This is a genomic window from Gordonia sp. i37 (genome assembly GCF_002043085.1).
GTDB classification, from domain to species: domain Bacteria; phylum Actinomycetota; class Actinomycetes; order Mycobacteriales; family Mycobacteriaceae; genus Gordonia; species Gordonia polyisoprenivorans.
In genome coordinates this window covers 1-26,122 of the sequence record NZ_MVPX01000267.1, presented here as the reverse complement: position 1 = coordinate 26,122, position 26,122 = coordinate 1, and the positions used below count along the sequence as shown (strand labels likewise).

At 68.2% G+C, this 26,122-nt stretch carries 26 protein-coding genes and 1 pseudogene; 21 read left to right on the top strand and 6 right to left on the bottom strand.

Features of this window, described 5'->3' with window-relative positions; genetic code table 11:
* Window positions 1-4: 4 nt before the first annotated feature.
* From glgX to B1964_RS13130, 3 genes are all read right to left on the bottom strand, one after another.
* Entirely contained in the window at window positions 5-2,731 is a 2,727-nt protein-coding gene (gene glgX / locus B1964_RS13140; RefSeq protein ID WP_079930076.1) for a glycogen debranching protein GlgX, read from the bottom strand.
* Window positions 2,732-2,816: 85 nt separating this feature from the next.
* Window positions 2,817-5,009, bottom strand: coding sequence for an acyltransferase family protein (locus tag B1964_RS13135; RefSeq protein ID WP_079930075.1), 2,193 nt, complete (start codon window positions 5,007-5,009; stop codon window positions 2,817-2,819).
* 70 nt (window positions 5,010-5,079) lie between these two features.
* Entirely contained in the window at window positions 5,080-5,649 is a 570-nt protein-coding gene (locus tag B1964_RS13130) for a TetR family transcriptional regulator (protein ID WP_020170949.1), read from the bottom strand.
* Between the two features lie 177 nt (window positions 5,650-5,826).
* On the opposite strand from B1964_RS13130, the gene B1964_RS13125 reads away from it, so the two are divergent.
* From B1964_RS13125 to B1964_RS13095, 7 genes are all read left to right on the top strand, one after another.
* Window positions 5,827-7,125 (top strand): adenosylmethionine--8-amino-7-oxononanoate transaminase, encoded by a 1,299-nt coding sequence (locus B1964_RS13125; RefSeq protein WP_079930074.1) that lies wholly within the window; start codon window positions 5,827-5,829, stop codon window positions 7,123-7,125.
* Window positions 7,122-8,312, top strand: coding sequence for an 8-amino-7-oxononanoate synthase (locus B1964_RS13120; RefSeq protein ID WP_079930072.1), 1,191 nt, complete (start codon window positions 7,122-7,124; stop codon window positions 8,310-8,312). Before B1964_RS13125 ends, B1964_RS13120 begins: the two co-directional genes overlap by 4 nt.
* A 62-nt stretch (window positions 8,313-8,374) precedes the next feature.
* Window positions 8,375-9,121: a dethiobiotin synthase gene (bioD, locus tag B1964_RS13115; RefSeq protein WP_079930071.1), complete on the top strand. Its 747-nt coding sequence runs from the start codon at window positions 8,375-8,377 to the stop codon at window positions 9,119-9,121.
* Window positions 9,118-10,158, top strand: a complete 1,041-nt coding sequence (gene bioB / locus B1964_RS13110; protein WP_079930070.1) for a biotin synthase BioB — start codon at window positions 9,118-9,120, stop codon at window positions 10,156-10,158. The genes bioD and bioB overlap by 4 nt, the downstream gene beginning before the upstream one ends.
* A gap of 48 nt (window positions 10,159-10,206) precedes the next feature.
* Window positions 10,207-10,467, top strand: coding sequence for a hypothetical protein (locus B1964_RS13105; protein WP_079930087.1), 261 nt, complete (start codon window positions 10,207-10,209; stop codon window positions 10,465-10,467).
* Window positions 10,464-11,078 carry a DUF2567 domain-containing protein gene (locus B1964_RS13100; protein WP_079930065.1) on the top strand — a complete coding sequence of 205 codons (615 nt, stop codon included), beginning with the start codon at window positions 10,464-10,466 and terminating at the stop codon, window positions 11,076-11,078. Before B1964_RS13105 ends, B1964_RS13100 begins: the two co-directional genes overlap by 4 nt.
* A 112-nt stretch (window positions 11,079-11,190) precedes the next feature.
* Window positions 11,191-11,907 carry an NUDIX hydrolase gene (locus B1964_RS13095; protein WP_079930064.1) on the top strand — a complete coding sequence of 239 codons (717 nt, stop codon included), beginning with the start codon at window positions 11,191-11,193 and terminating at the stop codon, window positions 11,905-11,907.
* 48 nt (window positions 11,908-11,955) lie between these two features.
* Here the strand turns inward: B1964_RS13095 and B1964_RS13090 are convergent, their stop codons facing one another.
* Window positions 11,956-12,414 (bottom strand): LuxR C-terminal-related transcriptional regulator, encoded by a 459-nt coding sequence (locus tag B1964_RS13090; protein WP_079930085.1) that lies wholly within the window; start codon window positions 12,412-12,414, stop codon window positions 11,956-11,958.
* 261 nt (window positions 12,415-12,675) lie between these two features.
* On the opposite strand from B1964_RS13090, the gene nadA reads away from it, so the two are divergent.
* From nadA to B1964_RS13075, 3 genes are all read left to right on the top strand, one after another.
* Window positions 12,676-13,737 carry a quinolinate synthase NadA gene (gene nadA, locus B1964_RS13085; protein ID WP_079930063.1) on the top strand — a complete coding sequence of 354 codons (1,062 nt, stop codon included), beginning with the start codon at window positions 12,676-12,678 and terminating at the stop codon, window positions 13,735-13,737.
* 4 nt (window positions 13,738-13,741) lie between these two features.
* Window positions 13,742-14,641, top strand: coding sequence for a carboxylating nicotinate-nucleotide diphosphorylase (nadC, locus tag B1964_RS13080; RefSeq protein ID WP_079930062.1), 900 nt, complete (start codon window positions 13,742-13,744; stop codon window positions 14,639-14,641).
* A gap of 266 nt (window positions 14,642-14,907) precedes the next feature.
* Window positions 14,908-15,681 (top strand): SDR family NAD(P)-dependent oxidoreductase, encoded by a 774-nt coding sequence (locus B1964_RS13075; protein WP_079930061.1) that lies wholly within the window; start codon window positions 14,908-14,910, stop codon window positions 15,679-15,681.
* 10 nt (window positions 15,682-15,691) lie between these two features.
* Here the strand turns inward: B1964_RS13075 and B1964_RS13070 are convergent, their stop codons facing one another.
* Both B1964_RS13070 and B1964_RS13065 read right to left on the bottom strand, forming a co-directional pair.
* A complete protein-coding gene (locus tag B1964_RS13070) occupies window positions 15,692-17,218 on the bottom strand; it encodes a glycosyltransferase family 39 protein (RefSeq protein WP_253193985.1) in 1,527 nt (508 codons plus the stop codon).
* Window positions 17,219-17,407: 189 nt separating this feature from the next.
* Window positions 17,408-18,430, bottom strand: coding sequence for an alpha/beta hydrolase family protein (locus B1964_RS13065; protein WP_079930059.1), 1,023 nt, complete (start codon window positions 18,428-18,430; stop codon window positions 17,408-17,410).
* A 243-nt stretch (window positions 18,431-18,673) separates the two neighbouring features.
* Here B1964_RS13065 and hisD point away from each other — a divergent pair, with 243 nt between their 5' ends.
* The 11 genes and pseudogenes from hisD to B1964_RS13010 all read left to right on the top strand — a co-directional run.
* Window positions 18,674-20,014 (top strand): histidinol dehydrogenase, encoded by a 1,341-nt coding sequence (gene hisD, locus B1964_RS13060; RefSeq protein WP_079930058.1) that lies wholly within the window; start codon window positions 18,674-18,676, stop codon window positions 20,012-20,014.
* A gap of 29 nt (window positions 20,015-20,043) precedes the next feature.
* Entirely contained in the window at window positions 20,044-21,195 is a 1,152-nt protein-coding gene (locus B1964_RS13055; protein WP_079930057.1) for a histidinol-phosphate transaminase, read from the top strand.
* Window positions 21,196-21,837, top strand: coding sequence for an imidazoleglycerol-phosphate dehydratase HisB (hisB, locus tag B1964_RS13050; protein ID WP_079930056.1), 642 nt, complete (start codon window positions 21,196-21,198; stop codon window positions 21,835-21,837).
* Entirely contained in the window at window positions 21,834-22,475 is a 642-nt protein-coding gene (gene hisH / locus B1964_RS13045) for an imidazole glycerol phosphate synthase subunit HisH (protein WP_006371439.1), read from the top strand. Before hisB ends, hisH begins: the two co-directional genes overlap by 4 nt.
* Window positions 22,472-22,744: a hypothetical protein gene (locus tag B1964_RS13040; protein ID WP_006371438.1), complete on the top strand. Its 273-nt coding sequence runs from the start codon at window positions 22,472-22,474 to the stop codon at window positions 22,742-22,744. The genes hisH and B1964_RS13040 overlap by 4 nt, the downstream gene beginning before the upstream one ends.
* 18 nt (window positions 22,745-22,762) lie before the next feature.
* Window positions 22,763-23,506: a bifunctional 1-(5-phosphoribosyl)-5-((5-phosphoribosylamino)methylideneamino)imidazole-4-carboxamide isomerase/phosphoribosylanthranilate isomerase PriA gene (priA, locus tag B1964_RS13035; protein WP_079930055.1), complete on the top strand. Its 744-nt coding sequence runs from the start codon at window positions 22,763-22,765 to the stop codon at window positions 23,504-23,506.
* Window positions 23,503-24,354, top strand: a complete 852-nt coding sequence (locus B1964_RS13030; RefSeq protein ID WP_006371436.1) for an inositol monophosphatase — start codon at window positions 23,503-23,505, stop codon at window positions 24,352-24,354. The genes priA and B1964_RS13030 overlap by 4 nt, the downstream gene beginning before the upstream one ends.
* Window positions 24,351-25,223 (top strand): imidazole glycerol phosphate synthase subunit HisF, encoded by an 873-nt coding sequence (hisF, locus tag B1964_RS13025; RefSeq protein ID WP_006371435.1) that lies wholly within the window; start codon window positions 24,351-24,353, stop codon window positions 25,221-25,223. Before B1964_RS13030 ends, hisF begins: the two co-directional genes overlap by 4 nt.
* 4 nt (window positions 25,224-25,227) lie before the next feature.
* Window positions 25,228-25,593, top strand: a complete 366-nt coding sequence (hisI, locus tag B1964_RS13020; protein ID WP_006371434.1) for a phosphoribosyl-AMP cyclohydrolase — start codon at window positions 25,228-25,230, stop codon at window positions 25,591-25,593.
* A 52-nt stretch (window positions 25,594-25,645) separates the two neighbouring features.
* On the top strand, window positions 25,646-25,825 hold the full coding sequence (locus tag B1964_RS13015) for a 4-oxalocrotonate tautomerase family protein (RefSeq protein WP_006371433.1): 180 nt from the start codon (window positions 25,646-25,648) through the stop codon (window positions 25,823-25,825).
* Window positions 25,822-26,122 (top strand): annotated as a pseudogene (locus B1964_RS13010) (anthranilate synthase component I); the annotation flags it as partial. The gene B1964_RS13015 and the pseudogene B1964_RS13010, both read left to right, overlap by 4 nt.

Genomic DNA, 26,122 nt, shown 5'->3' with positions numbered 1-26,122 from the left:
CGAGTCAGTGCTGCTTTCGCAGGACGAGTAGTGAGCGGGCCTGAACCGCGAATGTGGTGCCGCCACTGGCGTCCTCGATGTCGGAGTCACCCGTGGGTTGGGCGGTGTCGAGGACACCGGTCCATCCCGACTCCAGGATGGCCGGCAGCGTGAACTCGATCGGCTCGTAGTGGGCGTTGAAGCAGATGATGAAGCTGTCGTCGACGATCTTCTCGCCGCGCTCGTCCTTCTCGCCGATCCCGTTGCCGTTGAGGAACACCGCGAGACTCTTGCCGAACCCGCTGTCCCAGTCGGCGGTGGTCATCTCCTCGCCCGAGGGGGTGAGCCAGGCGATGTCGAGGTACTGCTGACCCCATCGGATGGGCTTGCCCGCGAAGAATCGGCGTCGGCGGAACACCGGGTGTTTGGTGCGCAGCGCGATGGCCTTGCGGGTGAATTCCAGGAGATCGGAGTTCTTCTCCGCCAACGACCAGTCCATCCAGGACAACTCGGAATCCTGGCAGTAGACGTTGTTGTTGCCCGACTGTGTGCGCCCGATCTCGTCCCCGTGCGCGAGCATCGGAGTGCCCTGCGAGAGGAACAGTGTGGCAAGGATGTTGCGTTGCTGCCGGGCACGCAGCGCATTGATCTCCGGATCGTCGGTGGGACCCTCGACCCCGCAGTTCCAGGACCGGTTGTGGCTCTCGCCGTCGCGGTTGTCCTCGCCGTTGGCCATGTTGTGTTTCTCGTTGTAGGACACGAGATCACGCAGAGTGAAACCATCATGGGCGATGACGAAGTTGATGCTCGCGAGCGGGCGCCGGCCGGTCGCCTCGTAGAGATCCGACGATCCGGTGAGGCGGGAGGCGAACTCGCCCAGGGTGGACGGTTCGCCGCGCCAGTAGTCCCGCACGGTGTCGCGGTATTTTCCGTTCCATTCGGTCCACAGCGGCGGGAAATTGCCGACCTGGTACCCGCCTTCGCCGACGTCCCACGGCTCGGCGATGAGCTTGACCTGACTGACCACCGGATCCTGTTGGACCAGATCGAAGAACGCCGAGAGCCGGTCCACGTCATGCAGTTCGCGGGCCAGCGTCGAGGCGAGATCGAACCGGAAACCGTCGACGTGCATCTCGAGCACCCAGTAGCGCAGCGAATCCATGATCAGCTGCAGGGTGTGCGGATGGCGGCCGTTGAGACTGTTGCCGGTCCCGGTGTAATCCATGTACATCTCGGGATTGTCGTCCACGAGACGGTAGTAGGCGGCGTTGTCGATTCCGCGGAAAGCCACGGTCGGCCCGAGGTGATTGCCCTCGGCGGTGTGGTTGTAGACCACATCGAGGATCACCTCGATACCCGCCTTGTGGAAGGCGCGCACCATGGCCTTGAACTCGGTGACCGCGCTCCCGGGCTGGTCGTGATTCGACGCATACTCGACGTGCGGCGCGAAGAAGCCGAAGGTGTTGTACCCCCAGTAGTTTCGCAAACCCTTGTCGAGCAGCACGAAGTCCTGCATGAACTGATGCACCGGCATCAGCTCGATGGCGGTCACACCCAACGACTTCAGGTGATCGATGATCACCGGATGACACAGCCCGGAGTAGGTGCCGCGCAACGCCTCCGGGACGTCGGGATGGGTGGCCGTCATGCCCTTGACGTGGGCCTCGTAGATCACCGTCTGGTGGTACGGCAGTCGGGGCGAGTGGTCGTTCTGCCAATCGAAGTACGGATTGATGACCACCGACAACATGGTGTGCCCCAACGAATCCAGCTGCGGCATCGACGGCGACGGTTGTGGCTCGGTGACCGGCTCCGGGGCCTGCGGCACGACGTCGGTGGTGTCGTCGGCGGTCAGCGGACCGGCGTCCGAAGGCCCTTCGCCACCCGACTGTTCGGTACCCGGCGCTGCTGCATCGGACCCCGCGGAGCCGAGTGCGCCCGTCTCGGTGGGGCTCGATTCGGTTGCCGACCCGCTCGACTCCGCACTGCTCGACTCTGCACTTGTCGATGCTGCGTTGGTCACTGCCACGGCACCCGTTGTCACAGAGTCGGACTCGTCGGCGGCCGTCGAATCGACGGTGGTGTCGGTGTCGGTGACCTCGGCAGCCTCGAACTCGGCGGTATCCGCTTCGTCGAGAGGGCTGTCCTCATCGTCGGAGCTCTCGTCGGTCCCGGTGCCGGCGTCATCGGCGTTGGTGGTGTCGGGCAGCGGATAGGAGAACAGCGACGCATCACCGTCGAATTCGCCGTGATAGGCCTTGCCGTAGGGATCGAGAAGCAGTTTGCTGGGGTCGCAACGTAATCCGCGTCCGGGATCGTACGGTCCGTGGACGCGGTAGCCGTAGAACTGGCCGGGACCGACATTGGGCAGGTAGCAGTGCCAGCAGTATCCGTCGACCTCTTCGATGCGGATGCGGCGTTCGCTGCCGTCGCGATCGATCAGGCACAGATCCACCGCCTCGGCGACCTCGGAGAACAGGGAGAAGTTGGTTCCCACTCCGTCGTAGGTGGCACCCAGCGGGTACGCCTGACCGGGCCACACCGGAATCGGCGCGGGCTCCGGCTCGACCATCGCCTCCGCCTGGGCGACGTCGGCGATGAGACTGTCCCTCGGATGCGGTCGGGTGCTGCTGCTCAGCGGGGCCGCGGTGGTGGCGGTACCCCTCCCGGTGGCAGACGACTCGGTGCCTGCAGTCTCGGTGGCAGCGGTCTCGGTCCCGGGGGCGTCATCGGCGGTTGGCGGTACGGTCATACCCACCTTCTGTCGGTCATGCACCGACAGTAGTCGCGATACGGCGCGCATTCATCTCGGAAGCAACCCACTCACCTCCGGTGCCTCACCCTCCCACGCCGCCGGCCCAGGGCAGCGCTCGTCGAAGCTGCACGCCGAGCCCGTCGGTGAGACTGCGCACGTAGGTGGCGCTGAGGTGGTGCCAGTCCTTGTACACGATGATGTTGCCCACGATGGCGGGACAACGTTCGGGAGTGCACACCCCGTCCGACAGATCGAGGGCGTGGAACAGCGGGTCGGTGGCGGCGAGCGCCTCTGCCGGGTCGCGGGCGTCGAGAGCCGAGGCGCGATCGGTTCCGCAGGACTCACCGTTGCCGCCGTCGGCGAGGCAGGTGGGGGTGTCGATGGCGCCCCGCGCGTCATGCGGCCACGGCGTGTCCCGCATACCGAGAACGGGGATGCCGGCATCGGTGAATCGTTCGAACACCGGCACGTACGTGTCCGGCAACACGTCGCCGGCAGCTGCGGTATCCGGGCGGGTCGAGGTGGTGAACACCGCGTCGGGGCGATCGGCGAGAATCCGGGGGATCACCCTCTGCACCCAGTCATGGCACTGCGGGTACGGCACGCCGTTCTGCATCGACGGCAGCTCCTCGGTCGAGAGCGGGCACCCCATCTTCAGGTAGGTGGTGACACGGAAGTGGTGTCTCTTGCCGAGCAGGTGCAGCGCGCTGATCCACATCTCGGCGTGCGAACCGCCCGCGAGTGCGATGGTCCGCTGCGCGTTCGGGTCGCCGTACACCCCGACGTGGATCGACGGGTCCTCGAAGCTGCTCATGTAGCCGTCCGTCGAGGTCTCCGGAAAGTCTTCGATGACGGCGAGCGGCGTCGGCTGCGGATCGAGTGCCGGCACCGGCGCACCGTCGAGCAATGCGCGGGCGCCGGGGTAGTCACGCGGATCGAGGTCGGCGGTGTCGACGGTCAGCGTCGAGACGTGCCGTTGCCACATCCCGATCGCGACCGCCCCCGACATGCTGAGCACGAGGAGGATCGAGGTGAGCACAGCGGTGTAGGAGGGCAGACGCCGTGTTGCTCGGCCCCGGCCACCGGGTGCGGTACCTGTGCGCAGCGGGTCCTCGATGTAACGCTTGGTCAGCCATGCCAGACCGATCGAGACCGCCAGCAGGCATGCGCCGTCGAGGAACGACGCATGCTCTTTCCCGCGCCAGTTGAGGAAGAAGATGAGCAGCGGCCAATGCCACAGATAGAGCGCGTAGGCGATGGTCCCCAACGAGACCGGCACTGAGGAGGCCAACAGCCGGCTGATCATCGGCAGCGGATGCACCGGACGTGCGTGTCGGGCACCGGAGCGCTGTTCGAGCGTGGCCGCGCCCGCCCAGATGAGGATCAGGGTGGACCCGACCGGAACCAGCGCCCACGGGCCGGGGTAGGAGTCCACCCCGTCGATCCACCATCCACAGGTGATGATCAGTCCGAGCGCGATCGCGCCGGCGAGGGTGCGCACCGCGCTCGGGATACGCCATCGGGGCAACCAGACCGCGAGCAGTCCTCCGGCCAGCGGCTCCCACAGACGGGAGAGGGTGTCGAAGTAGTTCCACTGCTGGTTCACGCCCATGCGCATGTCGGCCCAGTAGAACGAGATGGCCGACGCGCCGAGCAACGCCACCCCTACGCACACGCGGATGCTGTGCGGTGCGGCGATCGGTGCGATCACCCGCGCGGCGAGCTTGACCAGCCCGGCGAAGCCCAGCGCGACCAGGAGCGTGGCGAGAAAGAACTGTCCCTGCACCGACATCGACCAGATGTGTTGCAGGGGACTGTTCGCCGAGCTCGCCGCGAGGTAGTCCTGCGAGTTCAGTGCCAGATACCAGTTCTGGTAGTACAGGGCACTTGCCGTGAGCTCGCGACCGATGTTGGCCCATCGGGTCGGCGGCAGCAGGAGCACCGTCAGGATCAGCACCGCACCCAGGACGGTCAGCAGAGCCGGCAGCAGGCGGCGGAGGAGTCGGCGCAGACGGGGCCACGGGTTGATCGTCGCGGCAAGGCCGATCTCGCCGGACTGACTTGCGATGGTGTGCCGCAGGAGCGAACCGATGAAGAAGAAGCCCGACAGTGTCAGGAAGACGTCGACCCCGCCGGAGACCCGGCCGAACCAGATGTGAAAGCACGCCACCAGCGCGATCGCGATGCCCCGTAACCCGTCGAGATCGGTGCGGTAGGACTGCGCCGCAGGGGTCGCCGACCCGGGCCGGGTGCGGACTGCCTGGGTGGTGGCCACGATGGGAGTCGGACTTTCGTGCGGGGGAGGACATGTGTGCGCACCTTCGACGCTACCGGCGTCGACGGTTCTACAGGTGCCCGGCCACGCGGGCGCGACTGCGGGCGCCGTCGATGATCACCGCGAGCGCGCCGGTGAATTCCTCGTCGAAGTCCCGGTCGGACGGCTCGATGACTCCGAGCCGTTCCATCTGGGCTCGGGTCTGTTCCTCGATCGTCAGTCCGATCACCAGCTGGCAGATCGCGGTCGCGACCGCGCGGGCCCCGTGCTCGTCGAGACCACCGAGTGCGGCGGCAGCGGCCACGTCATCGGCGACAGCCCGCCCGGATAATGCGCTGGCCCAGCTCGACGAGACGACCTCGGCGCTGTCGGGGACGGCCAGCAGCGCCGTGCGCATGCCGGTCGCCAGTGCCTCGAGGCGTTCGTCCCACCGCAGGTCCGGACCGGGTTCGGCGATGTCGGTGAGGATGTCGTCGGCCAGTGCCGCCAACAGCGTCTGCTTGTTGGGGAAATGCCAGTACAGGGCGTTGGGGCGGACGCCGACCTCGGTTGCCAGCCGGCGCATGGTCAGGTCGGCGAGGCTGTGTCGGGTGAGCACGTCGCGGGCGGCGGCGAGGATGTCGGCGCGATTGTTGCTCACCCGGACAGCGTAGAGCCACGAGGCCGGACACCGCCGAGGCGGTCCTGTACACCGTCCAGGGTGGCCCTGTACAGTGTCCAGGCGAGGCTTACGGAGAGGCTGCCCCCTCCCGCACCTGTGGGCCGCCGGCCTCGGATCGACACGTCGCCCGCATCGACACATCGAAGGAACGTCCCCGTGGATCAGATGAGCATCAGCCGCATCGATGCGGACCACATCTGGCATCCCTACGGTGCGTTCCCACCGTCGACCCGGCCGCTCGTCGTCACCGGCGCATCCGGCGTGCGACTGGAGCTGGCCGACGGACGCACGGTCGTCGACGGGATGAGCTCGTGGTGGGCGGCCATCCACGGTTATCGTCACCCGGTCCTCGACGCCGCAGTGCGGCGTCAGCTGGACTCGATGTCGCACGTCATGTTCGGCGGACTCACCCACGAGCCCGCGGCGCGACTCGCCGAGCTGCTCGTCGACCTCACCCCCGAGCCGCTGCGCAAGGTGTTCTTCTGCGATTCCGGTTCGGTCTCGGTGGAGGTCGCGGTCAAGATGGCGTTGCAGTACTGGCGCGGTCGCGGCGAACCGGGCCGTACCCGGTTGCTCACCTGGCGCGGCGGCTACCACGGCGACACCTTCACCCCGATGAGCGTGTGCGACCCCGACGGCGGCATGCACAGCATGTGGACCGACGTCCTGGCCCGCCAGATCTTCGTGCCCGCGCCGCCGGAGGACGCCGACGACTCCTACGACGCCGACCTCGCCGACGTCGTCGCGGCCCATCGTGACGAACTCGCGGCGATCATCGTCGAACCGATCGTCCAGGGTGCCGGGGGCATGCGGTTCCACGACCCGGCGCATCTGCGCGCGCTGCGCCGCATCTGCGACGAGCATGGCGTGTTGTTGATCTTCGACGAGATCGCCACCGGCTTCGGTCGTACCGGATCGATGTTCGCCGCCGATCAGGCCGGTGTCGCCCCCGACATCATGTGTGTCGGCAAGGCGTTGACCGGGGGATACCTGACCCTCGCAGCGACCCTGTGCACCGAGGAGGTTGCCGAGGTGATCAGTTCCGGCGAGGCGGGCGGACTCGCCCACGGCCCGACGTTCATGGCCAATCCGTTGGCGTGCGCGGTCGCCGTCGCCTCGACCGAGCTGCTGGCGTCGCGCCCGTGGCGTGACGACGTCACCCGCATCCGGGACGGGCTGCGCCGCGGACTCGACCCGCTGCGCCACCTCGACGGTGTCCGCGACGTCCGGGTCCTCGGCGCGATCGGTGTCGTCGAACTCGACCGACCGGTCGACATGGCGGCCGCCACCACCGCCGCGCTCGACGCCGGCGCATGGCTGCGACCGTTCCGCACCCTGATCTATGCCATGCCGCCGTTCCTCTGCTCCGACGACGACGTCGACGTGATCACCCGCGGCATGGCATCGGCGGCGCGGGCCAGTATCGCCGCAACCCGAGAGGTGGTGTCGTCGTGACCACCACGGACACGATCATCGGCACGACCGGGCCCGCCCTTGACTGGCTGCATGCGGCCCAGCGGGCCACCGCGCAGGCCGGGCTGCATCGGGACCCCGTCGTCCGCGACGGTGGTGCGGGCCTGCTCGATCTCGCCTCGAACGACTACCTGGGGATGTCGCGGAATCCGGTGGTGCTTGCCGCGGCGCGCACGGCGATCGACGAGTGGGGTGCGGGCTCGACCGCCTCGCGACTGGTCGCGGGCACCACCCGGGCGCACCTCGACCTCGAAGGCGAGATCGCCGAATTCCTGGGATTCCCTTCGGCTCTGGTGTTCTCCTCCGGCTACCTCGCCAACGTCGGGGCGATCACCGCGCTCGTCGGGCGCGGCGACCTGATCGTCAGCGACACCGGTACCCACGCCTCCCTGATCGACGGCTGCCGGCTGTCGCGTGCGCGTGTGGTGGTCGTCGATCGCGGCGATCACGACGCGGTCCGCGCGGCGCTCGCAGCCCGGGACGAGGAACGCGCACTCGTCGTCACCGACTCGATCTACAGCGTCGACGGCGCCGCCGCTCCCGTGCGCGAACTCTACGACGCCGCACGAGCGCACGGCGCGGCGCTGCTGGTCGACGAGGCGCACGGCCTCGGGGTGCGCGGCCCGGGCGGGCGCGGCGTCATCGCCGAGGCCGGCCTCTCCGGTGCGCCGGATCTCGTGGTGACCACGGTCGCCTCGAAATCGCTGGGCGCACAAGGGGGAGTGGTGCTCGGACCGACGGTGCTGCGCGGCCACCTGATCGACCGGGCCCGCACCTTCATCTTCGACACCGGCCTCAATCCGGGGGCGGTCGGTGCCGCCCGGGCCGCCCTGGCATTGCTGCGGACGGACCCGGACATGCCACTACGGTTGCGCGACAACGTCCTTCGCATCGCAGGTCGTCTCGGCCTGGCCCTGCCGCTCGACCCGCACGGAATCCCGCAGACCTCCGCGGTGCTCTCGGTGATCGTCGGTGATCCGCAACCCGCGCTCGCCGCCGCCGCCGCCTGCCGGGCCCGCGGGGTGTTCGTCGGATGCTTCCGACCGCCGTCGGTGCCACCGGGTACCTCGCGTCTGCGGCTGACGATGCGCGCCGACCTCGACGCCGCCGACGTCGATCGTGCCGCCGACGTCGTCCTCGCCGCGCTCCGGGAAGCGGGTGTTCGATGACCGGTGGTCGGGTTGTCCCACAGGGTCTTACGGGTTCACATGGCCTTGCGGATCGTTGCCTGGTGATCACCGGCACCTCGACCGACGTGGGTAAGACCGTCGTCACCGCAGCGCTCGCCGCGACGCTGGCGGCCCGCGGTGTCGATGTCGCGGTGTGCAAGCCCGCCCAGACCGGCGTCGAACCCGACGAGCCCGGTGATCTCGCCACCGTCACTGCCCTTGCCGGAGCGCTGCCGACCCACGAGTGCGTGCGGTTCGCCGACCCACTCGCCCCCGAGACCGCGGCCCGACATGCCGGGGCGCCGCAGGCCGACCCCGGCACGATGGGCCGTCAGATCGCCGGATTTGTTGCGGCGCATCAGATGACGCTGGTCGAGGGGGCCGGCGGGGTGCTGGTCCGGTTGGCTCCCGAACACACGATCCTCGACGTGGCCGCCGCACTCGTCGCCGACGTGCTCGTCGTCGTCGACCCCGCACTCGGCACCCTCAATCACACCGAACTGACGGTTCGGGCCATTAGGTCAGCGGGGCTGCGGCCGGCCGGGCTCGTTCTCGGATCGTGGCCGCGCACACCCGATCTCGCGATGCGCTGCAATCGCGAGGATCTGCCCCGGCTGACCCGGGTGCCGGTGGTCGGGGTGCTACCCGCCGGTGCCGGCGGCCGTAGCCGGGCCGACTTCACCGAGTCCGCACCCGGCTGGTTCGACCCCGGCTGGATCGAGAGCCTCACCCCTGCAACGCCGGCGCCGTCACCTCAGTCCGTACCCGCACCACCATCCGTGCCCTCACATCAAGGAGTTCACCCATGACCCAGGCCACCGTACAGTCCGACGTCGCGGCCGGGACCGACACCGACGACATCCTCGCCGTCGCCCGCGCCCAGGTCCTCGAACGCGGTGAAGCGCTGACCCGCGATCAGGTGCTCACCGTGCTCCGACTCGGCGACGACCGGCTCACCGAGCTGCTGCAACTGGCCCACGACGTCCGCATGCGGTGGTGCGGACCCGAGGTGGAGGTCGAGGGCATCATCTCGCTCAAGACCGGCGGGTGCCCCGAGGACTGCCACTTCTGTTCGCAGTCGGGCCTTTTCGCGTCTCCGGTGCGCAGCGCCTGGATCGACATCCCGTCGCTGGTCGAGGCCGCCAAGCAGACGGCCAAGACCGGTGCCACCGAATTCTGCATCGTCGCGGCGGTCCGCGGCCCCGACAAGCGCCTGCTCTCGCAGGTGTCCGCCGGGATCGAGGCGATCCGCAACGAGGTCGACATCCAGATCGCCTGCAGCCTGGGCATGCTCACCCAGGAACAGGTCGACCAGCTCAAGGACATGGGCGTCCACCGCTACAACCACAACCTGGAGACCGCCCGCAGTCACTTCCCGAACGTGGTCACCACCCACACCTGGGAAGAGCGTTGGGACACGCTGCGCATGGTCCGCGACGCGGGCATGGAGGTCTGCTGCGGCGGCATCCTCGGCATGGGGGAGTCCCTCGAGCAGCGCGCCGAGTTCGCCGCCGACCTAGCCTCGCTCGAGCCCGACGAGGTGCCGCTGAACTTCCTGAATCCGCGTCCGGGCACCCCGTTCGGCGATCTCGACGTGCTCCCCGCAGCCGAAGCGCTCAAGGCCGTCGCCGCGTTCCGGTTGGCCCTGCCGCGCACGATTCTGCGGTTCGCCGGCGGCCGGGAGATCACCCTCGGCGATCTCGGGGCCAAGCAGGGCATCCTCGGCGGCATCAACGCCGTCATCGTCGGCAACTACCTGACCACGTTGGGTCGCCCTGCCGAGGACGACCTCGATCTCCTGCAGGACCTGTCGATGCCCATCAAGGCGCTCAACGACAGCATCTGATCCACACCGAGGACGAACGTGACTAGGCTCGCCAGCGTGAGTGGTGCGATGACAACAAGCCTGACCTCCGGTGCGGTGCCGATCCCGGGCCCGCTGGATCAGCCGTGCCGGTACGGCGTGTACACCGGGATCGAGGTGGAGATCGAGTCGGCCGACGCGATACCGCCCGCGGCCCGGCTCGGCCTCGAGCCGCCCCGATTCTGCGGGCAGTGCGGGCGGCGCATGATCGTGCAGGTCCGCCCGGACGGATGGGATGCGCGATGCTCGCGGCACGGCCGCGTCGACTCCTCCGCCCTGGGTCACCGATGACCGCGCCGGGGACGGTGTCCGCCGGACCCCGCAGGCACCTCGCGCACCGCACCCCGGCGACGCTGGCGGCGTGCGCAGTGGTGATCGGAGTGCTCGGGGTGGTCGCCGGTGGTCTGTGGGCTGTGATCACCCCGTCGATGAGCGCGCTGAAGGGCGCGCATCAGGTGTATCCGATTGACAGCATCGCCGGTGTCTCGGCATTCGCCTTCGTCATGCTCGGGTACGGCGCGCTGGGCGGTGTGCTCGGGTGGCTGGTGGCCCCGGGCTGGCGCGGGCTGCCCGGGTACGCGACCGTCTTCCTCACCACGGTGCTCGGGTCGGGCATCGCCGGATGGGCCGGGACGCTGATCGCAGCGCGTCGCTTCACCGACCCCGACTCGGTCGCGGTGGGCGCCCTCTTCCGCGCCGTCCCGCAACTGTGGCTCGACGGCGCCACCCGCGGAACCCCCAGTGGTCCATGGGCATTGGCGATCTGTGCGCCGCTCGCGGCCACGGTCGTCTACCTCGTGTTCGCTCTGGCGAATCGCCACGGAGATCTCGGCGTCGGCGACGTGGCGCCCGAAACCCCGGAGCCGCAACCGGTTCCCGCGCAGCCCGCCCCGCCCGCGTAGTCGCCGACGGCGCCCGTCCCGACGCCGACAGCGCCCGTCTCTACGCCGACGGCGCCCGTCACCACGTCGACGGCGCCCGTCGTCACTGCTACGCACCCCTACAATCGACCCCATGCCATCATCCGCGCGCGCCGAGGAGTCCGACGAGGCGTCCGTCTCGCCCTTGCGTGTTGAGGTCCTGACCGCGGTGTTCCAGGTCCGCGACATCGACCGCACCGCCCCGGAACTCTGTGTGCTCCTGGCCCGCGGCGAGGGATCGACCTGGTGTCTCCCCGGCGGGCGGGTCGGCGCCGAGGACACCCTGGAAACCTGCGCGCGGCTGGTCGTCGCCGACATGGTCGACATCGACACTCTCGCGCACCTCGAACAGCTTTCGGTGTTCTCCGCGCCGCATCGCGTGCCGGGTATCCGCACCATCGCGTCGACCTACCTCGGACTCGTTCCCAGCGATGCGCGCACCACCTCTCCGGATCGCGCCGACTGGCACCGTGTCGACGCGTTGCCCGAACTGGCCTTCGACCACGGCTCTGTCATCACCAAGGCCCGCCATCGGTTGGCCGCGAAGCTCTCCTACACCAACATCGCTTTCGCGTTGGCGCCGAGCAGGTTCCCGATGTCGGAGCTCTCCGAGATCTACGGCGCCGCTCTCGGCTACCGGGTCGACACCACCAATCTCCTGCGGATCCTCAGTCGCCGGGGTGTCGTCGTCGCCACCGGCACGTTGGGCCGGACGGGCCGGTCGGGGGGACGGCCACCGGCGTTGTATGCCTTCGCCGACAACGAACTTCGAGTCACCGACGAGTTCGCCACCCTCAAGCCGCCCATGTGAATTCACGAGTGTGAACTCTGACGGCTGTGCGCTCGTCCGGCGGTCGCCTCAGAGCTCGTCGAGCACGACCAGCCCGTCCTGGATGGCGCGGGCCACCAGCGATGCCTTGGTGCGTGCGGTGCGTCCCGCCTGGGCGTACTTGCTGCGAATCCTGGCCAGGTGGGTGTTGACGGTGCCCACCGAGATGTTCAGATCCGTCGCCGCCTCCGACTTGGAGTCCACGAGCAGCCAGGTACGCAACACCTCGACCTCGCGGCACGTCAGCGGGACCGCGGGATACTGCGGTGTGTGCGCCGCCTCGGGCACGAGGACAGGGCGCAACGCCTCCGGTTGTGGCATCGGGGGGACGATACGACGCGCGGCGAGACGTTCGAGCGCCTCCTGACGGCGGCGAACCGCCTGCAGAGGTGTGGAGTACGCCCGCCGCACCGGCATCACCGGGCGCGGTGCGGCGATGGGGACGATCGGGGCCCGGGATTCTCCGGCGGGGGTCAGGCTTGCGGTCATGGTGGTCAGGCCTCCTGTGAACATGCAGGTGAGGGGATGTGCGGCGACGCAGTACCGACGCTACGTTCGACGAGTCTCCGGCAAACGCGTAGTGGACTACTTGGAATGCGCTTGGAACTACTCGTGTGCGCCGGAATGTCCGCGCACGGGCCGGTGTTACGATGATCACCAGGTTTTCGATCAGTAGTCGAAAACCGGTCTCGGAGCACAGCCCGTGCCGCGAGCAGCAATGCCCGAGCGGCATGAAGGACGGAGTGGCAGATGAGCATCACCAGCGACCGCATCGCCGTCGGCGACACCACGCCGGCACTGATCGACGCCCGGTGGGTGGACGGTCCGGGGGGATACACCGGTGTCGAACCGACCGCGGAGTGGGCCGAGGAGATCCGACGCCTCGCACGTGCCCGAAATGCCACGCTGCTCGCCCACAATTATGAGCTGCCGGCCATCCAGGACGTCGCCGACCACGTCGGCGACTCGCTGGCCCTGTCGCGCATCGCCGCGGAGGTCGACTCCGACGAAATCGTCTTCTGCGGTGTGCATTTCATGGCCGAGACCGCGAAGATCCTGAGCCCCGACAAGCGTGTGCTCATTCCCGACGCCCGCGCCGGCTGTTCGCTGGCCGACTCGATCACCGCCGACGACCTGCGCGCCTGGAAGGAAGAGTTCCCCGACGCCGTCGTGGTCTCCTACGTGAACACCACCGCCGAGGTCAAAGGCCTCACCGACATCTGCTGCACCTCGTCGAACGCCGTCGACGTGGTCGCCTCGATCGATCCCGAGCGTGATGTGCTCTTCCTGCCCGATCAGTTCCTCGGGGCACACGTCAAGCGTGAGACCGGCCGCGACAACATCCACATCTGGGCCGGCGAATGCCACGTGCACGCCGGGATCAACGGCGATGAGCTGACCGCGCAGGCCAACGCCCACCCCGACGCCGACCTGTTCATCCACCCCGAATGTGGTTGCGCCACATCGGCGTTGTATCTCGCCGGTGAGGGTGCGGTTCCCGACGACCGGGTCAAGATCCTCTCCACCGGCGGGGTGATCGACGCCGCCCGCGCCACCGGTGCCAAGCAGGTCCTCGTCGCCACCGAGATCGGCATGTTGCACCAGCTGCGAAAGGCCGCCCCCGGCATCGACTTCCAGGCCGTCAACGATCGCGCTTCGTGCCCGTACATGAAGATGATCACCCCGGCTGCGCTACTGCGTGCGTTGCGGGAGGGCCGCGACGAGGTGTTCGTCGCCGACGACGTCGCCGAGCGTGCACGTCGCAGCGTCGAGCGGATGATCGCGATCGGCAATCCGGGCTCGGGGGAGTGACGCGATGAGTGCCACGTTCGTCGGGCAGGAAACGGCCACGGGCCGAGACGAACTCGAGATCACCGACGAGATCCGCGCACTCATCCGCACCGCACTCGACGAGGACCTGCGCTACGGACCCGACGTGACCACCGCGGCCACCGTGGCGCCGGACGCGAGCACCGACGCCGCGATCGTGTCCCGCCAACACGGCGTCGTCGCCGGAATCCCGGTGGCGCAGGCGGTGTTCGACGAGGTCATCGGTGTAGGGGCGTACACGGTGACCGAGGTTGTGCCCGACGGCACGCGAGTGGCACCCGGCGACACGGTCCTCGCGGTACATGCACCGACCGCGTCTCTGCTCACCGCCGAGCGCACATGTCTGAATCTGCTGTGTCACCTGTCGGGGATCGCCACCGCGACTGCGGCGTGGGTCGACGCGGTCGCCGGTACCGACGTCAAGATCAGGGATTCCCGGAAGACCTTGCCCGGCATGCGGTCTCTGCAGAAGTACGCCGTCCGCGCCGGCGGCGGTGTCAACCATCGGATGGGCCTGGGTGACGCCGCACTGATCAAGGACAACCATGTGGCCGCGGCCGGGTCGGTCCGCGCCGCGCTGGAGGCCGTGCGCGCGGCCGCGCCGGAGCTGCCGGTGGAGGTCGAGGTCGATTCGCTCGAACAGTTCGACGAGGTCCTCGAATTGTCGCCGCAACTGGTACTCCTGGACAACTTCGAGCCCTGGGCCACCCAGATCGCGGTGCAGCGCCGCAATTCTCGGTCCCCGCAGACCAAGCTGGAGAGTTCCGGCGGCCTGTCGCTCGACGTCGCTGCCGAATACGCCCGCACCGGCGTCGACTATCTCGCCGTGGGAGCGCTCACCCACTCGGTGACCGTGCTCGATCTCGGGCTCGACATCATCACCTGAAGCCAACCGGCGACTGGGGCGCCGAGCGCCTCGACCATCGGGGCGAACGACGAGCCTCGGGACCCCTCGCGCCGATCGGTGTGCGAACCCCCGGCCGAACCCGTGGTGACTGCGTCGACGGTGCTCTGATGCGTCGAGTGTGTTCCTATTCCACGAAAGTGCTATTTGTGCTGCCCCTGTCGGGGAATGTCCAACGCGCATGATGCTCCCTACGGTGTGGGGAGCATCACATCCGTGGTGTACACACCTGACTGAGGAGGACAACCATGTCGCGGTTCGAGGGCAAGGTCGCGCTGGTCACCGGCGGAGCTTCGGGTATCGGCGCTGCGGTCGGCCGAAAACTCGTCGACGAGGGAGCCTCCGTGGCTCTGCTGGATCTCAACGCCGACGGCGTCGCGTCGGTGGCGAAGGGCCTCGGGGACACCGTCGTCGGGGTGGCCGGCAACGTGGCACAGGAGGACGACGTCGCCGGTGCTGTCGCACTCGCCGTCGAGCGGTTCGGCCAACTCGACGTCGCATTCAACGTCGCCGGCATCGCGCGGATCGGCACCACCGTGGACGGGCCGACGTCGGACGGGGACGCCACGATCGATGTCGTGCTCAAGGGCACCTATCTGGTCACTCGACATGCTGCACGAGCGATTCGCGACGGTGGCCGCGGCGGCGCCATCGTCAATGTGTCGTCGCTCAATGCCCATGTACCGCTATATGGAGGCAGCTCGTACGCGGCAGCCAAGGCGGGCGTCGAGAGTTTCACCAAGAACGCGGCGCTGGAACTCGGAGCCGACGGAATCCGCGTCAACGCCGTCCTGCCGGGACTCGTCGATACGCCGATGACCGCACCGTTCCTCGGTATCGAATCGGTGGCCACGGACTATCTGAATCGGATCGTGATGAACCGGGCGGGCACACCCGAGGAGATCGCCGACGCCTGTCTCTTTCTGGCCGGCGAACAGGCGAGCTACATCAACGGCACCAGCCTCGTCGTCGACGGCGGCTGGGAGATCACCAATTATCCCGACCTGAAGGCCTTCACCTGACACCGCGGGGTCACCGGGTCGGGACGAATGCGATCACCTGGAGGTCCTTCCCGGAGAACCTGCCCGACTCGCGAAATCCGTTCGCACGCAGACTATCCGACGGAACCGACGCGTTCTCCCGATCGGTGAGCACCCATACCCGTGGGCAACCCCGCGCCCGCTGACCGGTCGTGTCGGTGGGCAGTGACCGGTCCCAGAGTGCCCCGCGATCGAGGGACGACCCGGCAGTGACGTCGAGCATGATGTCTCGCCCGCGCACGAATCCCTGCGGATAGCCCTCGGCGATGTAGCGGGACGTGCCGTCGGCGTGCGCGACATCGCCCTCGACGAGGCAGTCCTCGTTCGTAACGTGTTCGGCGAGATACTGTGTGGCCGAACGATAGTCGATGCCGTACGGCTTCGTCAGCGGTGTGTGCAGGTAGACGACGGTCGGTAGGGCCAGAACGACGAAGGCCGCCGTCCAGACGGCCACCATCGGCACCCCGGCCCGGATTCGGTTGTCTGCGAGGCGAATCACGCCCGCCGCGAGTAGCAGTGCCACCGCGGGCGCGACGAACCACAGGTACCGCGTCACGAACGACGGGCTGATCAGGGAATACAGGCCCAAGAGAATCGGTGGCACGATCAGCCACGGCCACGCAATCACCGGCAGCGTCAGGCCGGGCGGTGGTGGCTGCGTCGCAACGGAACCCCGGTCCGCACGTGCACGGACGATACCGACGAGCGTGCACACCCCCACGACGAGGGCCAACAACGTCAATTGCGGTGCGTTGGGGAAAGCGATGTCGTTGACGCGAAGCACCGGGTTGTAGTGGTAACCGCCGATCCAGGCGACCTGGCCGGATTGGTCGGCGACCGCGAGCACGAGTGGGGAGACGACGATCACCGCGGCAACCATGCACGCCAGCACGATGGGGATCGCGCGACGAGTCGATCGCGAGATCAGCACACTGAGCGCGTGAGCGGCCAACAGCGGGGCGCTCAGGATCGAGAAGGCCATGCTCGTCACCAGCAGCACACCATAGGTCAGTGCTGCGGGCCACCAGCGCCGACCGTCGAGGATCGCGCGCACCAGCGTGACCAACGCGAGGGTGGCCCAGACCGCGGCGGCAACGGTGAAGGCATACGGGCGGGCTTCCGTCGCGGTCTGAACGGTACTCGGCAGGAATGCGAAGAACACCGCGGCGACGAGTGCCGTGGTCGGCCCCGTCAGCCTCCGGGCGAGCACATTGATGCCTGCGCCGGCGAGTCCGATGGCCACCACGCCGGGTAGACGGGTCCACAACTCGGTGTCCGGGACGAGGCGCAACCACCCGTCCATGAACCAGTAGTAGGCGCCGTGGACAGCGTCGACATTGCCGAGGAGCCGCATCAATTGTGCGGGCGTGCGCCGCGCCGCGCCGAGCGTGGCCATCTCGTCGTACCAGAATTGCGGAATCCAGGAACCGACGAAGGACACCAGTGCCGCCAGCGCGCCGGCGGCCACCGCTGCAGATGTGTCAGATGAATGTCGGCCCGAAATGTGGGTCACGTTCATGACCCTCCACGTAATCACATCTCGTAAAGAGGTTCTCGGTCCGCATCGCCGAGATCGACGACGCCACCCGCCGCTGCCGAATGGCATTGTCGTGATTTCCTTCCGGAATTCCGAACAACACAGGAATCACTCGCCCAAGGAATGCCGCGGATCGGTAGATGTTTCGACGAGGTCTGGCGAGCACGGCGCTCACGCCCCGATCGCGCGCCCGATCACCGGCCACGAGGCGCGCAGGTCCGCGGCGAACACGCCCCAGGAGTGCGATCCCAGTGGGCGTGCCGAGAATGTGTGCGCAATCCCCAAGGCGGTCAACCGATTCGACATGGCTGCAGTGCACACTCGTGTGTACGCCTCGATCTGACCGCCGCCGGCGAGTCCGCCGAGGGTCTCGGCCGGGCCACCGTCGATCGGGCCGGGCATACCGGTGGCCGCCGACAGGAACACCGCCGTGCCACGCAGCTTGCCCGCATTGACGATCGGGTCATTGGCCACCCAGTCCGGTCCGCCCGGCGGTCCCCACATGTTGAGCATGTTGCCGCCGCCGCGGGTGACCACGGCGGTTACCGCGCCGACACCGAGCAGGTCGGTGGTACCGGGACATCCGCTGTAGGACGCGACCGCGCGATACAGGCCCGGAGCCGATTCGGCGATCGCCAGGGCCGGACCTCCCGACATCGACACCCCGGTGATCGCGTTGACCCCGTTGGTGTGGAAGGCGCCGTTGACGATCGGGGGGAGTTCCCGTGTCAGGAAGGTTCGCCACTTGTTGCGGCCCAGGATCGGATCGTCGCGCTGCCAGTCGGTGAACATCGACGCGCGACCTCCGACCGGGAAGACGGCCGTCACGGTCTTGCCTGCGAAGAAGGCACGGGCGCCACCGTTGTTGATCCAGGAGATCCCGTCCTCGCCGCCGCCGAGTCCCGGCAGCATGTAGACGGCCGGTCCCGCAGGTCGACCCGGCGGGTGCAGGACCTGACTGGTGATCACCTTGCCCATCGCCGACGAGTACACCTCGAGCACCGACTCGGTCGGGGAGAGGTCGTGGACGGCGACGAGGTGTGCCGCCTGCGCGCGAGCCGGCACCTGCGCACCGACGGTCGCGGCCAGCAGCAGCATCGCCGCGATCATCCCGATGCGGCGGGCCCACGAGGAGGCGGTGGGTCCGGCGCCATGGGGTTCGGGTCGTCTCAGACCAGGTCGTCGAGTTGTCATCCACGTGCTCCGTTCGGTTCGTGTGGCTCCCGACGCATATCTGTGAGGTCGCTGTGAGCATATCTGTGACGGATGGGGTCAGAGTTACCTATGGTGCGATTTCGTTAGAGGTGCGTAATGAATCCGAGTCCTTGCATCCGCAAGGTTTGCGCTGCTCGCTCCCATGAGGTGCAGGTGAAATCCGCTCGCCTCGTGCCCGTATCCTGGATGGGTCATTTCCTCCAGTCATGCCAGGAGAGATCCATGCTCGCCCGAACCGACCTGCGCGGTAGCACCCCGACGCTTGCTGAACTGCGTCGTGCGTTGCCCCGCGGGGGCACCGACGTCAACGCCGTTCTCGACACGGTGGGGCCGGTGGTTCATGCCGTCGCCGAGCGCGGCACGGCTGCGGCGCTGGACTACGGGGAACGCTTCGACGGTGTACGGCCCGCGTCGGTGCGGGTGCCGTCGTCGGTGATCGGTGACGCACTCGCGGCGTTGGATCCGGCGGTCGCCGACGCGTTGCGCGAGTCGATCACCCGCGCGCGGGCTGTGCACGCCGATCAGCGCAGACAGACCTCGCGGACGCAGGTCGTCGACGGTGGTGTGGTCAGCGAGAAGTGGATTCCGGTGCGGCGCGTCGGATTGTATGTGCCCGGCGGCAATGCCGTGTATCCCTCGTCGGTGATCATGAACGTCGTTCCGGCGCAGGAGGCAGGCGTGGGGTCGCTGGTGGTGGCCTCGCCGCCGCAGAAGGACTTCGGTGGATGGCCGCATCCGACGATTCTGGCCGCGTGCGCGTTGCTCGGGGTCGACGAGGTGTGGGCGGTCGGCGGAGCGCAGGGCATTGCCTTGTTGACCTACGGCGGAACCGACACCGATGCCGCCGATGCGCCCGGCGCCGTCCTCGATCCGGTGGACCTCATCACCGGGCCGGGCAACATCTACGTGACCGCGGCCAAGCGGTTGTGCCGCGGGGTCGTCGGGATCGATTCGGAGGCCGGGCCGACCGAGATCGCGATTCTCGCCGACGAGACCGCAGTGCCCGAACTCGTTGCCGCAGACTTGATCTCCCAGGCCGAGCACGATGTCCTGGCCGCCTCGGTACTCGTCACCGACAGCGTCGAACTCGCCGATGCCGTCGACGCGGCCCTCGACGGCCAGGTGGCGCAGACCAAACACCGCGAACGAGTGGCAACCGCCTTGGCCGGCAAGCAATCCGGTGTCGTGCTCGTCGACGATCTCGACGCCGGTCTGGCGGTGGTCGACGCCTACGCTGCCGAGCATCTCGAGATCCAGACGCGCGACGCGGCCGCGGTGGCCGACCGGGTGCACAACGCGGGCGCGATCTTCGTCGGTAACTACGCGCCGGTCAGCCTCGGTGACTACTGCGCGGGTTCCAATCATGTTCTGCCGACCTCGGGTTCGGCGCGATTCGCGTCGGGGTTGTCGGTACAGACCTTCCTCAAGGGCGTCCACGTCATCGACTACGACGAGGCCGCGTTGCGTGACGTCGCCGACAAGGTCGTCACCCTGGCCCAGGCCGAAGACCTTCCGGCACACGGGGATGCGATCACCCGGCGCTTCATGGAGGGTGCGCGGTGACGGCGGAGGGCGTAGCGAGCGGGCCGAGTGTGCCTGGCGCCGGGAGCGCAGCGAGCGGGCCGAGTGTTCCCGGCGCGTCGATCTCGGTCGACGAGTTGCCGTTGCGGGACAACCTTCGTGGGAAGAGTGCCTACGGTGCACCGCAGTTGACGGTTCCGGTGGTGCTCAACACCAATGAGAACCCGCATCCGCCGTCGGCGGCGTTGATCGCCGACGTCACCGAGTCGGTCCGTGCTGCGGCGGCGGAGTTGCATCGATACCCCGACCGGGATGCGGTCGCGCTGCGTACCGAGTTGGCGGAGTATCTCACCCGCGCCACCGGCGTGCGGTTGTCGGTCGAGAACCTTTGGGCGGCAAATGGTTCCAACGAGATCCTGCAGCAGCTGCTGCAGGCCTTCGGGGGGCCGGGGCGGACCGCGTTGGGGTTCGTGCCCAGTTATTCGATGCATCCGATCATCTCCGACGGCACCACCACCACGTGGCTGGAGGCCAAACGCAACGCCGATTTCTCGCTCGACGTCGATTACGCCATCGGTGAGGTCGCCGCGCGCCGCCCCGACGTCGTGTTCCTCACCTCGCCCAACAACCCGACGGGTGCGTCGATCCCGAATGCCGGGTTGCGCGCCATCGTCGATGCCGCGCCGGGCATCGTCATCGTCGACGAGGCGTACGGGGAGTTCTCCGAGCAACCCAGTGCGGCCGAATTGATCGACGAGTTCCCGGCGAAGGTCGTCGTGAGCCGCACGATGAGCAAGGCGTTCGCCTTCGCCGGCGGACGGCTCGGGTATCTGGCCGCGTCGCCGGCGATCGTCGAAGCCCTGCAACTCGTGCGGTTGCCCTATCACCTGTCGGTGCTGACCCAGGCGTCCGCGCGAGCGGCGCTGCGCCACGGCGAGGAGACCCTGGCGGGGGTCGCCACGATCATCGCCGAACGCAAGCGCGTCGTCGCCGAGCTCGCCGCGTCAGGTTTCGAGGTGATCGACTCCGACGCCAACTTCATTCTGTTCGGACGGTTCGCCGACGCCCCGGCGTCGTGGCAGCGCTACCTCGATGACGGGGTCCTCATCCGTGACGTCGGGATTCCCGCATACCTGCGGGTGACGGTCGGTCTGCGTACCGAGAACGACGTCTTCCTCGAGGTCAGTCGACGCCTGGCCGCAACCGATCTGGAGAATGGCTGAGTGAGCACCACACAGGAGTCGAGCACAACCGGGGCCCGCATCGGCAGGGTCGAGCGCACCACCAAGGAGTCGTCGATCGCCGTCGAGATCGACCTCGACGGCACCGGTCGCACCGACATCTCCACCGGCATCGCGTTCTTCGATCACATGCTCACCGCGTTCGGTGCGCACGGCAGCTTCGATCTGACGGTCAAGGCGACCGGTGATGTCGAGGTCGAGGGCCACCACACCATCGAGGACACCGCGATCGTCCTCGGTCAGGCGCTCGGTCAGGCGCTCGGGGACAAGAAGGGCATCCGTCGCTTCGGTGACTGCTACATCCCGATGGACGAGACCCTCGCACACGCCGTCGTCGACGTGTCGGGCCGGCCGTACTGCGTCCACACCGGCGAGCCGGAGCATCTGCTGACCGCGGTCATCGGCGGGTACCCGGGCGTCCCGTACTCGACGATCATCAATCGGCACATCTTCGAGTCGATCGCGCTGAATGCCCGTATCGCACTGCATGTTCGGGTGCTCTACGGACGCGATCAGCACCACATCACCGAGGCGGAGTTCAAAGCCGTCGCCCGGGCGTTGCGCGAGGCCACCGAGGCCGATCCGCGGGTGACCGGGGTGCCCTCGACCAAGGGTGCTCTATGAGCGGGCCCGACGTCGTCGTCCTCGATTACGGGTCGGGGAATCTGCGGTCGGCGCAGCGGGCACTGGAGCGGGCCGGCGCTGCGGTCACCGTCTCGGCCGATTTCGACACCGCCCTGAACGCGACCGGTCTGGTCGTGCCGGGCGTCGGGGCCTTCGCGGCTTGTATGGAGGGACTGCGTGCGGTGAAGGGTGACCGGATCATCGGGCGTCGCCTCGCCGGCGGCCGTCCGGTCCTCGGGATCTGCGTGGGCATGCAGATCCTGTTCGATCACGGTGTCGAGTTCGGGGAGGAAGCCGACGGGTGTGGTGAATGGCCCGGTTCGATCACCCGGCTGCCCGCGCCGGTGCTGCCACACATGGGATGGAACACCGTCGATGCCCCCGACGATTCGGTGCTGTTCGCCGGGCTCGACGCCGACACCCGCTTCTACTTCGTGCACTCCTATGCCGCGCAGTCCTGGGAGATGGACAACGACGGCACCGCACTCCGCGCACCCCGGTTGACCTGGGCCGACTACGGTGGGAAATTCCTCGCCGCCGTCGAGAACGGTCCACTGAGCGCCACCCAGTTCCATCCGGAAAAATCCGGTGACGCCGGGGCGCACCTGCTCGCCAACTGGATCGGGGCCCTCTCATGACCGACTCGGGTGCCGGCGGTGATCCGGAGTACCGCTTCTCCTACGGTCGATTCGTCCTGTTCGTCCTCGGCGCGGGTGTCATCGTGCTGGTGATCTGCATCCCGGTGGTGCTGGCGTTGGCCAAATGGAATGCGATCGCCGGGCTGGTCGCGTCGCTGGTCAGCATCGTGCTGATGATCACGGCGATCGGCATCACCTCCAAACGCTTGATCGGCAAAGCCGAACGCGCGCTGCGCGCCCAGCACCGCAGCAACCCCCCGACCTCCTGAAAGGACCCGCGCAACCCCATGGGAACAACCCTCGAACTGCTTCCGGCCGTCGACGTCGCCGATGGTCAGGCGGTGCGCCTGGTCCAGGGCGCCGCCGGTACGGAAACCTCCTACGGTTCACCGCGGGAGGCCGCGCTCGCCTGGCAGAAGGACGGCGCGGAGTGGATTCACCTCGTCGACCTCGACGCGGCCTTCGGACGCGGCAACAATCGTGACCTGCTCGCCGAGGTCGTCGGCGAACTCGACGTGAAGGTCGAATTGTCTGGCGGCATCCGCGACGACGAGTCGCTCGAGGCCGCACTGGCCACCGGTTGTACGCGGGTGAATCTGGGCACCGCCACGCTGGAGAATCCGCAGTGGTGCGCCACGGCGATCGAGCGATTCGGCGACCGAATCGCCGTCGGGCTCGACGTCATCCGGGAAGGCTCGTCGTACCGGTTGCGCGGGCGCGGCTGGGTGACCGACGGCGGCGACCTGTGGGAGGTGCTCGAACGGCTCAACGGCGATGGATGCGCCCGCTACGTCGTCACCGACGTTTCCAAGGACGGCACGCTGGGGGGGCCGAATCTCGACCTGCTCGCCGAGGTCGCCGCGGCCACCGACGCGCCGATCGTCGCGTCCGGTGGGGTGTCGGCGCTCGACGACCTCGTCGCGATCGCCGGTCTGGTGGAGCAGGGCGTGGAGGGTGCAATCGTCGGAAAGGCGCTCTACGCCGGGCGTTTCACCCTGCCCGAGGCGTTGACGGCGGTCGGCCGACGGTGACCGCGGGCGCCGACCTGGATCTGTCCCGACTGCTCGAGGTGGCCGGGGGAGTCCTCGACGGGGTCAGCGACGAGTTCATCGCCGGTCTGGGAGCGCCGAGCGCGGTCCGCAAGGGTGCCACCGACTTCGCCACCCAGGTCGATCTCGATCTCGAACGCCGGATCGTCGGCGAGCTGACCGAGCTGACCGGTATCGGGGTGCACGGTGAGGAATTCGGCGGTCCGCCCGTCGACGAGGGCGTGGTGTGGGTCCTCGATCCGGTCGACGGTACCTACAACTATTCGGCCGGTGTGCCTTTGACGGGCATCCTGCTCGCGCTGCTCGTCGACGGCGAGAGCGTGTTGGGTCTGACGTGGTTGCCGTTGTCGCGGCAACGTTTCGCCGGGCACCTCGACTCACCACTGCTCTGCAACGGCGAGCCGGTGACCCCTTCCGGCGCAACGTCGTTGGCGCAGTGCGCGATCGGCTTCGGGCCGTTCAACGTCGGGCACGGCGGCCGGTATCCCGGTGCGCGCCGCGCCGACCTGATCCGGGCGCTGTCCGGGCGGGTGGCCCGGCTGCGGATGACCGGTAGCACCGGAGTCGACATGGCCTATGCGGCGTCGGGGACCTTCGGCGGCTCGATCGCCTTCGGTCGTCACCCGTGGGACAACGCCGCCGGCGCAGCCCTGGTTCGTGCTGCCGGTGGCGTGGCCACCGATCTGTCCGGACAACGGTGGACCGTCGACTCGCCGTCGTTGGTCGCCGGGTCACCGGGGATTCATTCGGCGCTGATGGACGTTGTGTACGAGGTGATCGGTGACGAGTGGTCCGCCGATGCCGCCCGACCCGAGGAGACCGACCGATGACTTTGGCCGTGCGTGTGATCCCGTGCCTCGACGTCGACAACGGACGCGTCGTCAAGGGCGTCAATTTCGCGAATCTGCGTGATGCCGGTGATCCGGTGGAGCTCGCGGCCCGCTACGACGCGGAGGGTGCCGACGAGCTGACGTTCCTCGACGTGACCGCGTCGAGTTCGGGGCGCGCCACCATGATCGAGGTCGTCGGGCGCACCGCCGAGCAGATCTTCATCCCGCTGACCGTCGGTGGCGGCATCCGCACCGTCGCCGATGTCGACACGATGCTGCGGGCCGGCGCCGACAAGGTCAGCGTCAACACCGCGGCGATCGCCCGGCCCGAGGTGCTCGAGGAGATGAGCAGGCGTTTCGGTTCGCAGTGCATCGTGCTGTCTGTCGATGCGCGTACCGTGCCCGACGGCGAGCAGCCGACCCCGTCGGGCTGGGAGGTCACCACGCACGGCGGCCGCCGGGGTACTGGCATCGACGCTGTCGAATGGGCAAGGCGCGGACAAGAACTCGGCGTCGGGGAGATCCTGTTGAACTCGATGGACGCCGACGGCACCAAGCAGGGCTTCGATCTGCGCATGCTGACCGCGGTCCGTGCGGCCGTCGAGGTGCCGGTCATTGCCAGCGGTGGCGCGGGGGCGGTCGAGCATTTCGCGCCGGCGGTCGCGGCGGGCGCCGATGCGGTGCTCGCGGCCTCGGTGTTCCACTTCGGCCAGCTCACCATCGGTGAGGTCAAAGCGTCGATGGCGGCCGCCGGGATCACCGTGCGGAACGCACGCGACACTCCCGTGCGGAACGCACGCGACACTCCCGTGCGGAACGCACGCGACACTCCCGTGCGGAACGCGCGCGACACCCCGATGGAGGTGTGAGGCAATGGCTCTCGATCCAGAGTTGGCGAGTCGGCTCACCCACAATGCCGACGGCTTGTTCAGCGCGGTCGCCCAGGAGCGCGAGACCGGCACCGTGCTGATGGTGGCGTGGATGGACGACACCGCACTCGAACGGACCCTGGCCACGCGGCGCGCGACCTACTTCTCGCGGTCCCGTCAGGAGTATTGGGTGAAGGGTGAGACCAGCGGTCACACCCAGTATGTGCACGACGTCCGGCTCGACTGCGATGGCGACACGGTGTTGTTGATCGTCGATCAGGTGGGCGCGGCCTGTCACACCGGCAATCACAGTTGCTTCGACACCCCGTCGTTGCCGTTGGCCCAACCCGACGCGACCGGCGCGGGGTAGTGCCTGGGAGAATCGGGGCGGACACTCATTTGACGAAAGGTGGCGACGAGTCATGCCATTGATCCAGATCTCGCAGACCCCCGGGCTCTCGGACCGGGTGAAGCGCGAGACCATCGCGGCGGTGACCGAGGCATACGCGCGAGCCACCGGCAAGAGCCCGGATTCGGTGTGGGTCACCATCAACGAGATCCCGCGCACCCAGTGGGGCGTGGGCGGCGAGCCCCTGGGATGAGTACGCCCGCGATGAGCACCTCCACCCACGACCATGCGGCGGGTTCGGCCACGACGAGTCTGGCCGAGTTCCTGGATCTGGCTGCCGACCATCGTGTCGTGCCGGTGACCCGCAAGGTCCTTGCCGATTCGGAGACACCGCTGTCGGCTTACCGCAAGCTCGCGGGCGACCGCGCGGGCACCTTCTTGCTCGAGTCCGCCGAGAACGGGCGGAGCTGGTCGCGGTGGTCGTTCATCGGCGCGGGTGCGCCGTCGGCGCTGACCGTTGTCGACGGCAAGGCCAGTTGGTGGGGGGCGG

Excerpts from the sequence above, each read along its gene's own strand:
- B1964_RS13090 (WP_079930085.1), bottom strand. The coding sequence starts at position 12,414 with ATGACCGCAAGCCTGACCCCCGCCGGAGAATCCCGGGCCCCGATCGTC.
- nadC (WP_079930062.1), top strand. The coding sequence starts at position 13,742 with ATGAGTGCCACGTTCGTCGGGCAGGAAACGGCCACGGGCCGAGACGAA.
- hisD (WP_079930058.1), top strand. The coding sequence starts at position 18,674 with ATGCTCGCCCGAACCGACCTGCGCGGTAGCACCCCGACGCTTGCTGAA.
- B1964_RS13015 (WP_006371433.1), top strand. The coding sequence starts at position 25,646 with ATGCCATTGATCCAGATCTCGCAGACCCCCGGGCTCTCGGACCGGGTG.
- hisI (WP_006371434.1), top strand. The coding sequence starts at position 25,228 with ATGGCTCTCGATCCAGAGTTGGCGAGTCGGCTCACCCACAATGCCGAC.
- B1964_RS13065 (WP_079930059.1), bottom strand. The coding sequence starts at position 18,430 with ATGACAACTCGACGACCTGGTCTGAGACGACCCGAACCCCATGGCGCC.
- B1964_RS13075 (WP_079930061.1), top strand. The coding sequence starts at position 14,908 with ATGTCGCGGTTCGAGGGCAAGGTCGCGCTGGTCACCGGCGGAGCTTCG.
- glgX (WP_079930076.1), bottom strand. The coding sequence starts at position 2,731 with ATGACCGTACCGCCAACCGCCGATGACGCCCCCGGGACCGAGACCGCT.
- B1964_RS13095 (WP_079930064.1), top strand. The coding sequence starts at position 11,191 with ATGCCATCATCCGCGCGCGCCGAGGAGTCCGACGAGGCGTCCGTCTCG.
- B1964_RS13040 (WP_006371438.1), top strand. The coding sequence starts at position 22,472 with ATGACCGACTCGGGTGCCGGCGGTGATCCGGAGTACCGCTTCTCCTAC.
- hisH (WP_006371439.1), top strand. The coding sequence starts at position 21,834 with ATGAGCGGGCCCGACGTCGTCGTCCTCGATTACGGGTCGGGGAATCTG.
- B1964_RS13070 (WP_253193985.1), bottom strand. The coding sequence starts at position 17,218 with ATGAACGTGACCCACATTTCGGGCCGACATTCATCTGACACATCTGCA.
- B1964_RS13100 (WP_079930065.1), top strand. The coding sequence starts at position 10,464 with ATGACCGCGCCGGGGACGGTGTCCGCCGGACCCCGCAGGCACCTCGCG.
- hisF (WP_006371435.1), top strand. The coding sequence starts at position 24,351 with ATGACTTTGGCCGTGCGTGTGATCCCGTGCCTCGACGTCGACAACGGA.
- bioB (WP_079930070.1), top strand. The coding sequence starts at position 9,118 with ATGACCCAGGCCACCGTACAGTCCGACGTCGCGGCCGGGACCGACACC.
- nadA (WP_079930063.1), top strand. The coding sequence starts at position 12,676 with ATGAGCATCACCAGCGACCGCATCGCCGTCGGCGACACCACGCCGGCA.
- priA (WP_079930055.1), top strand. The coding sequence starts at position 22,763 with ATGGGAACAACCCTCGAACTGCTTCCGGCCGTCGACGTCGCCGATGGT.
- B1964_RS13105 (WP_079930087.1), top strand. The coding sequence starts at position 10,207 with ATGACAACAAGCCTGACCTCCGGTGCGGTGCCGATCCCGGGCCCGCTG.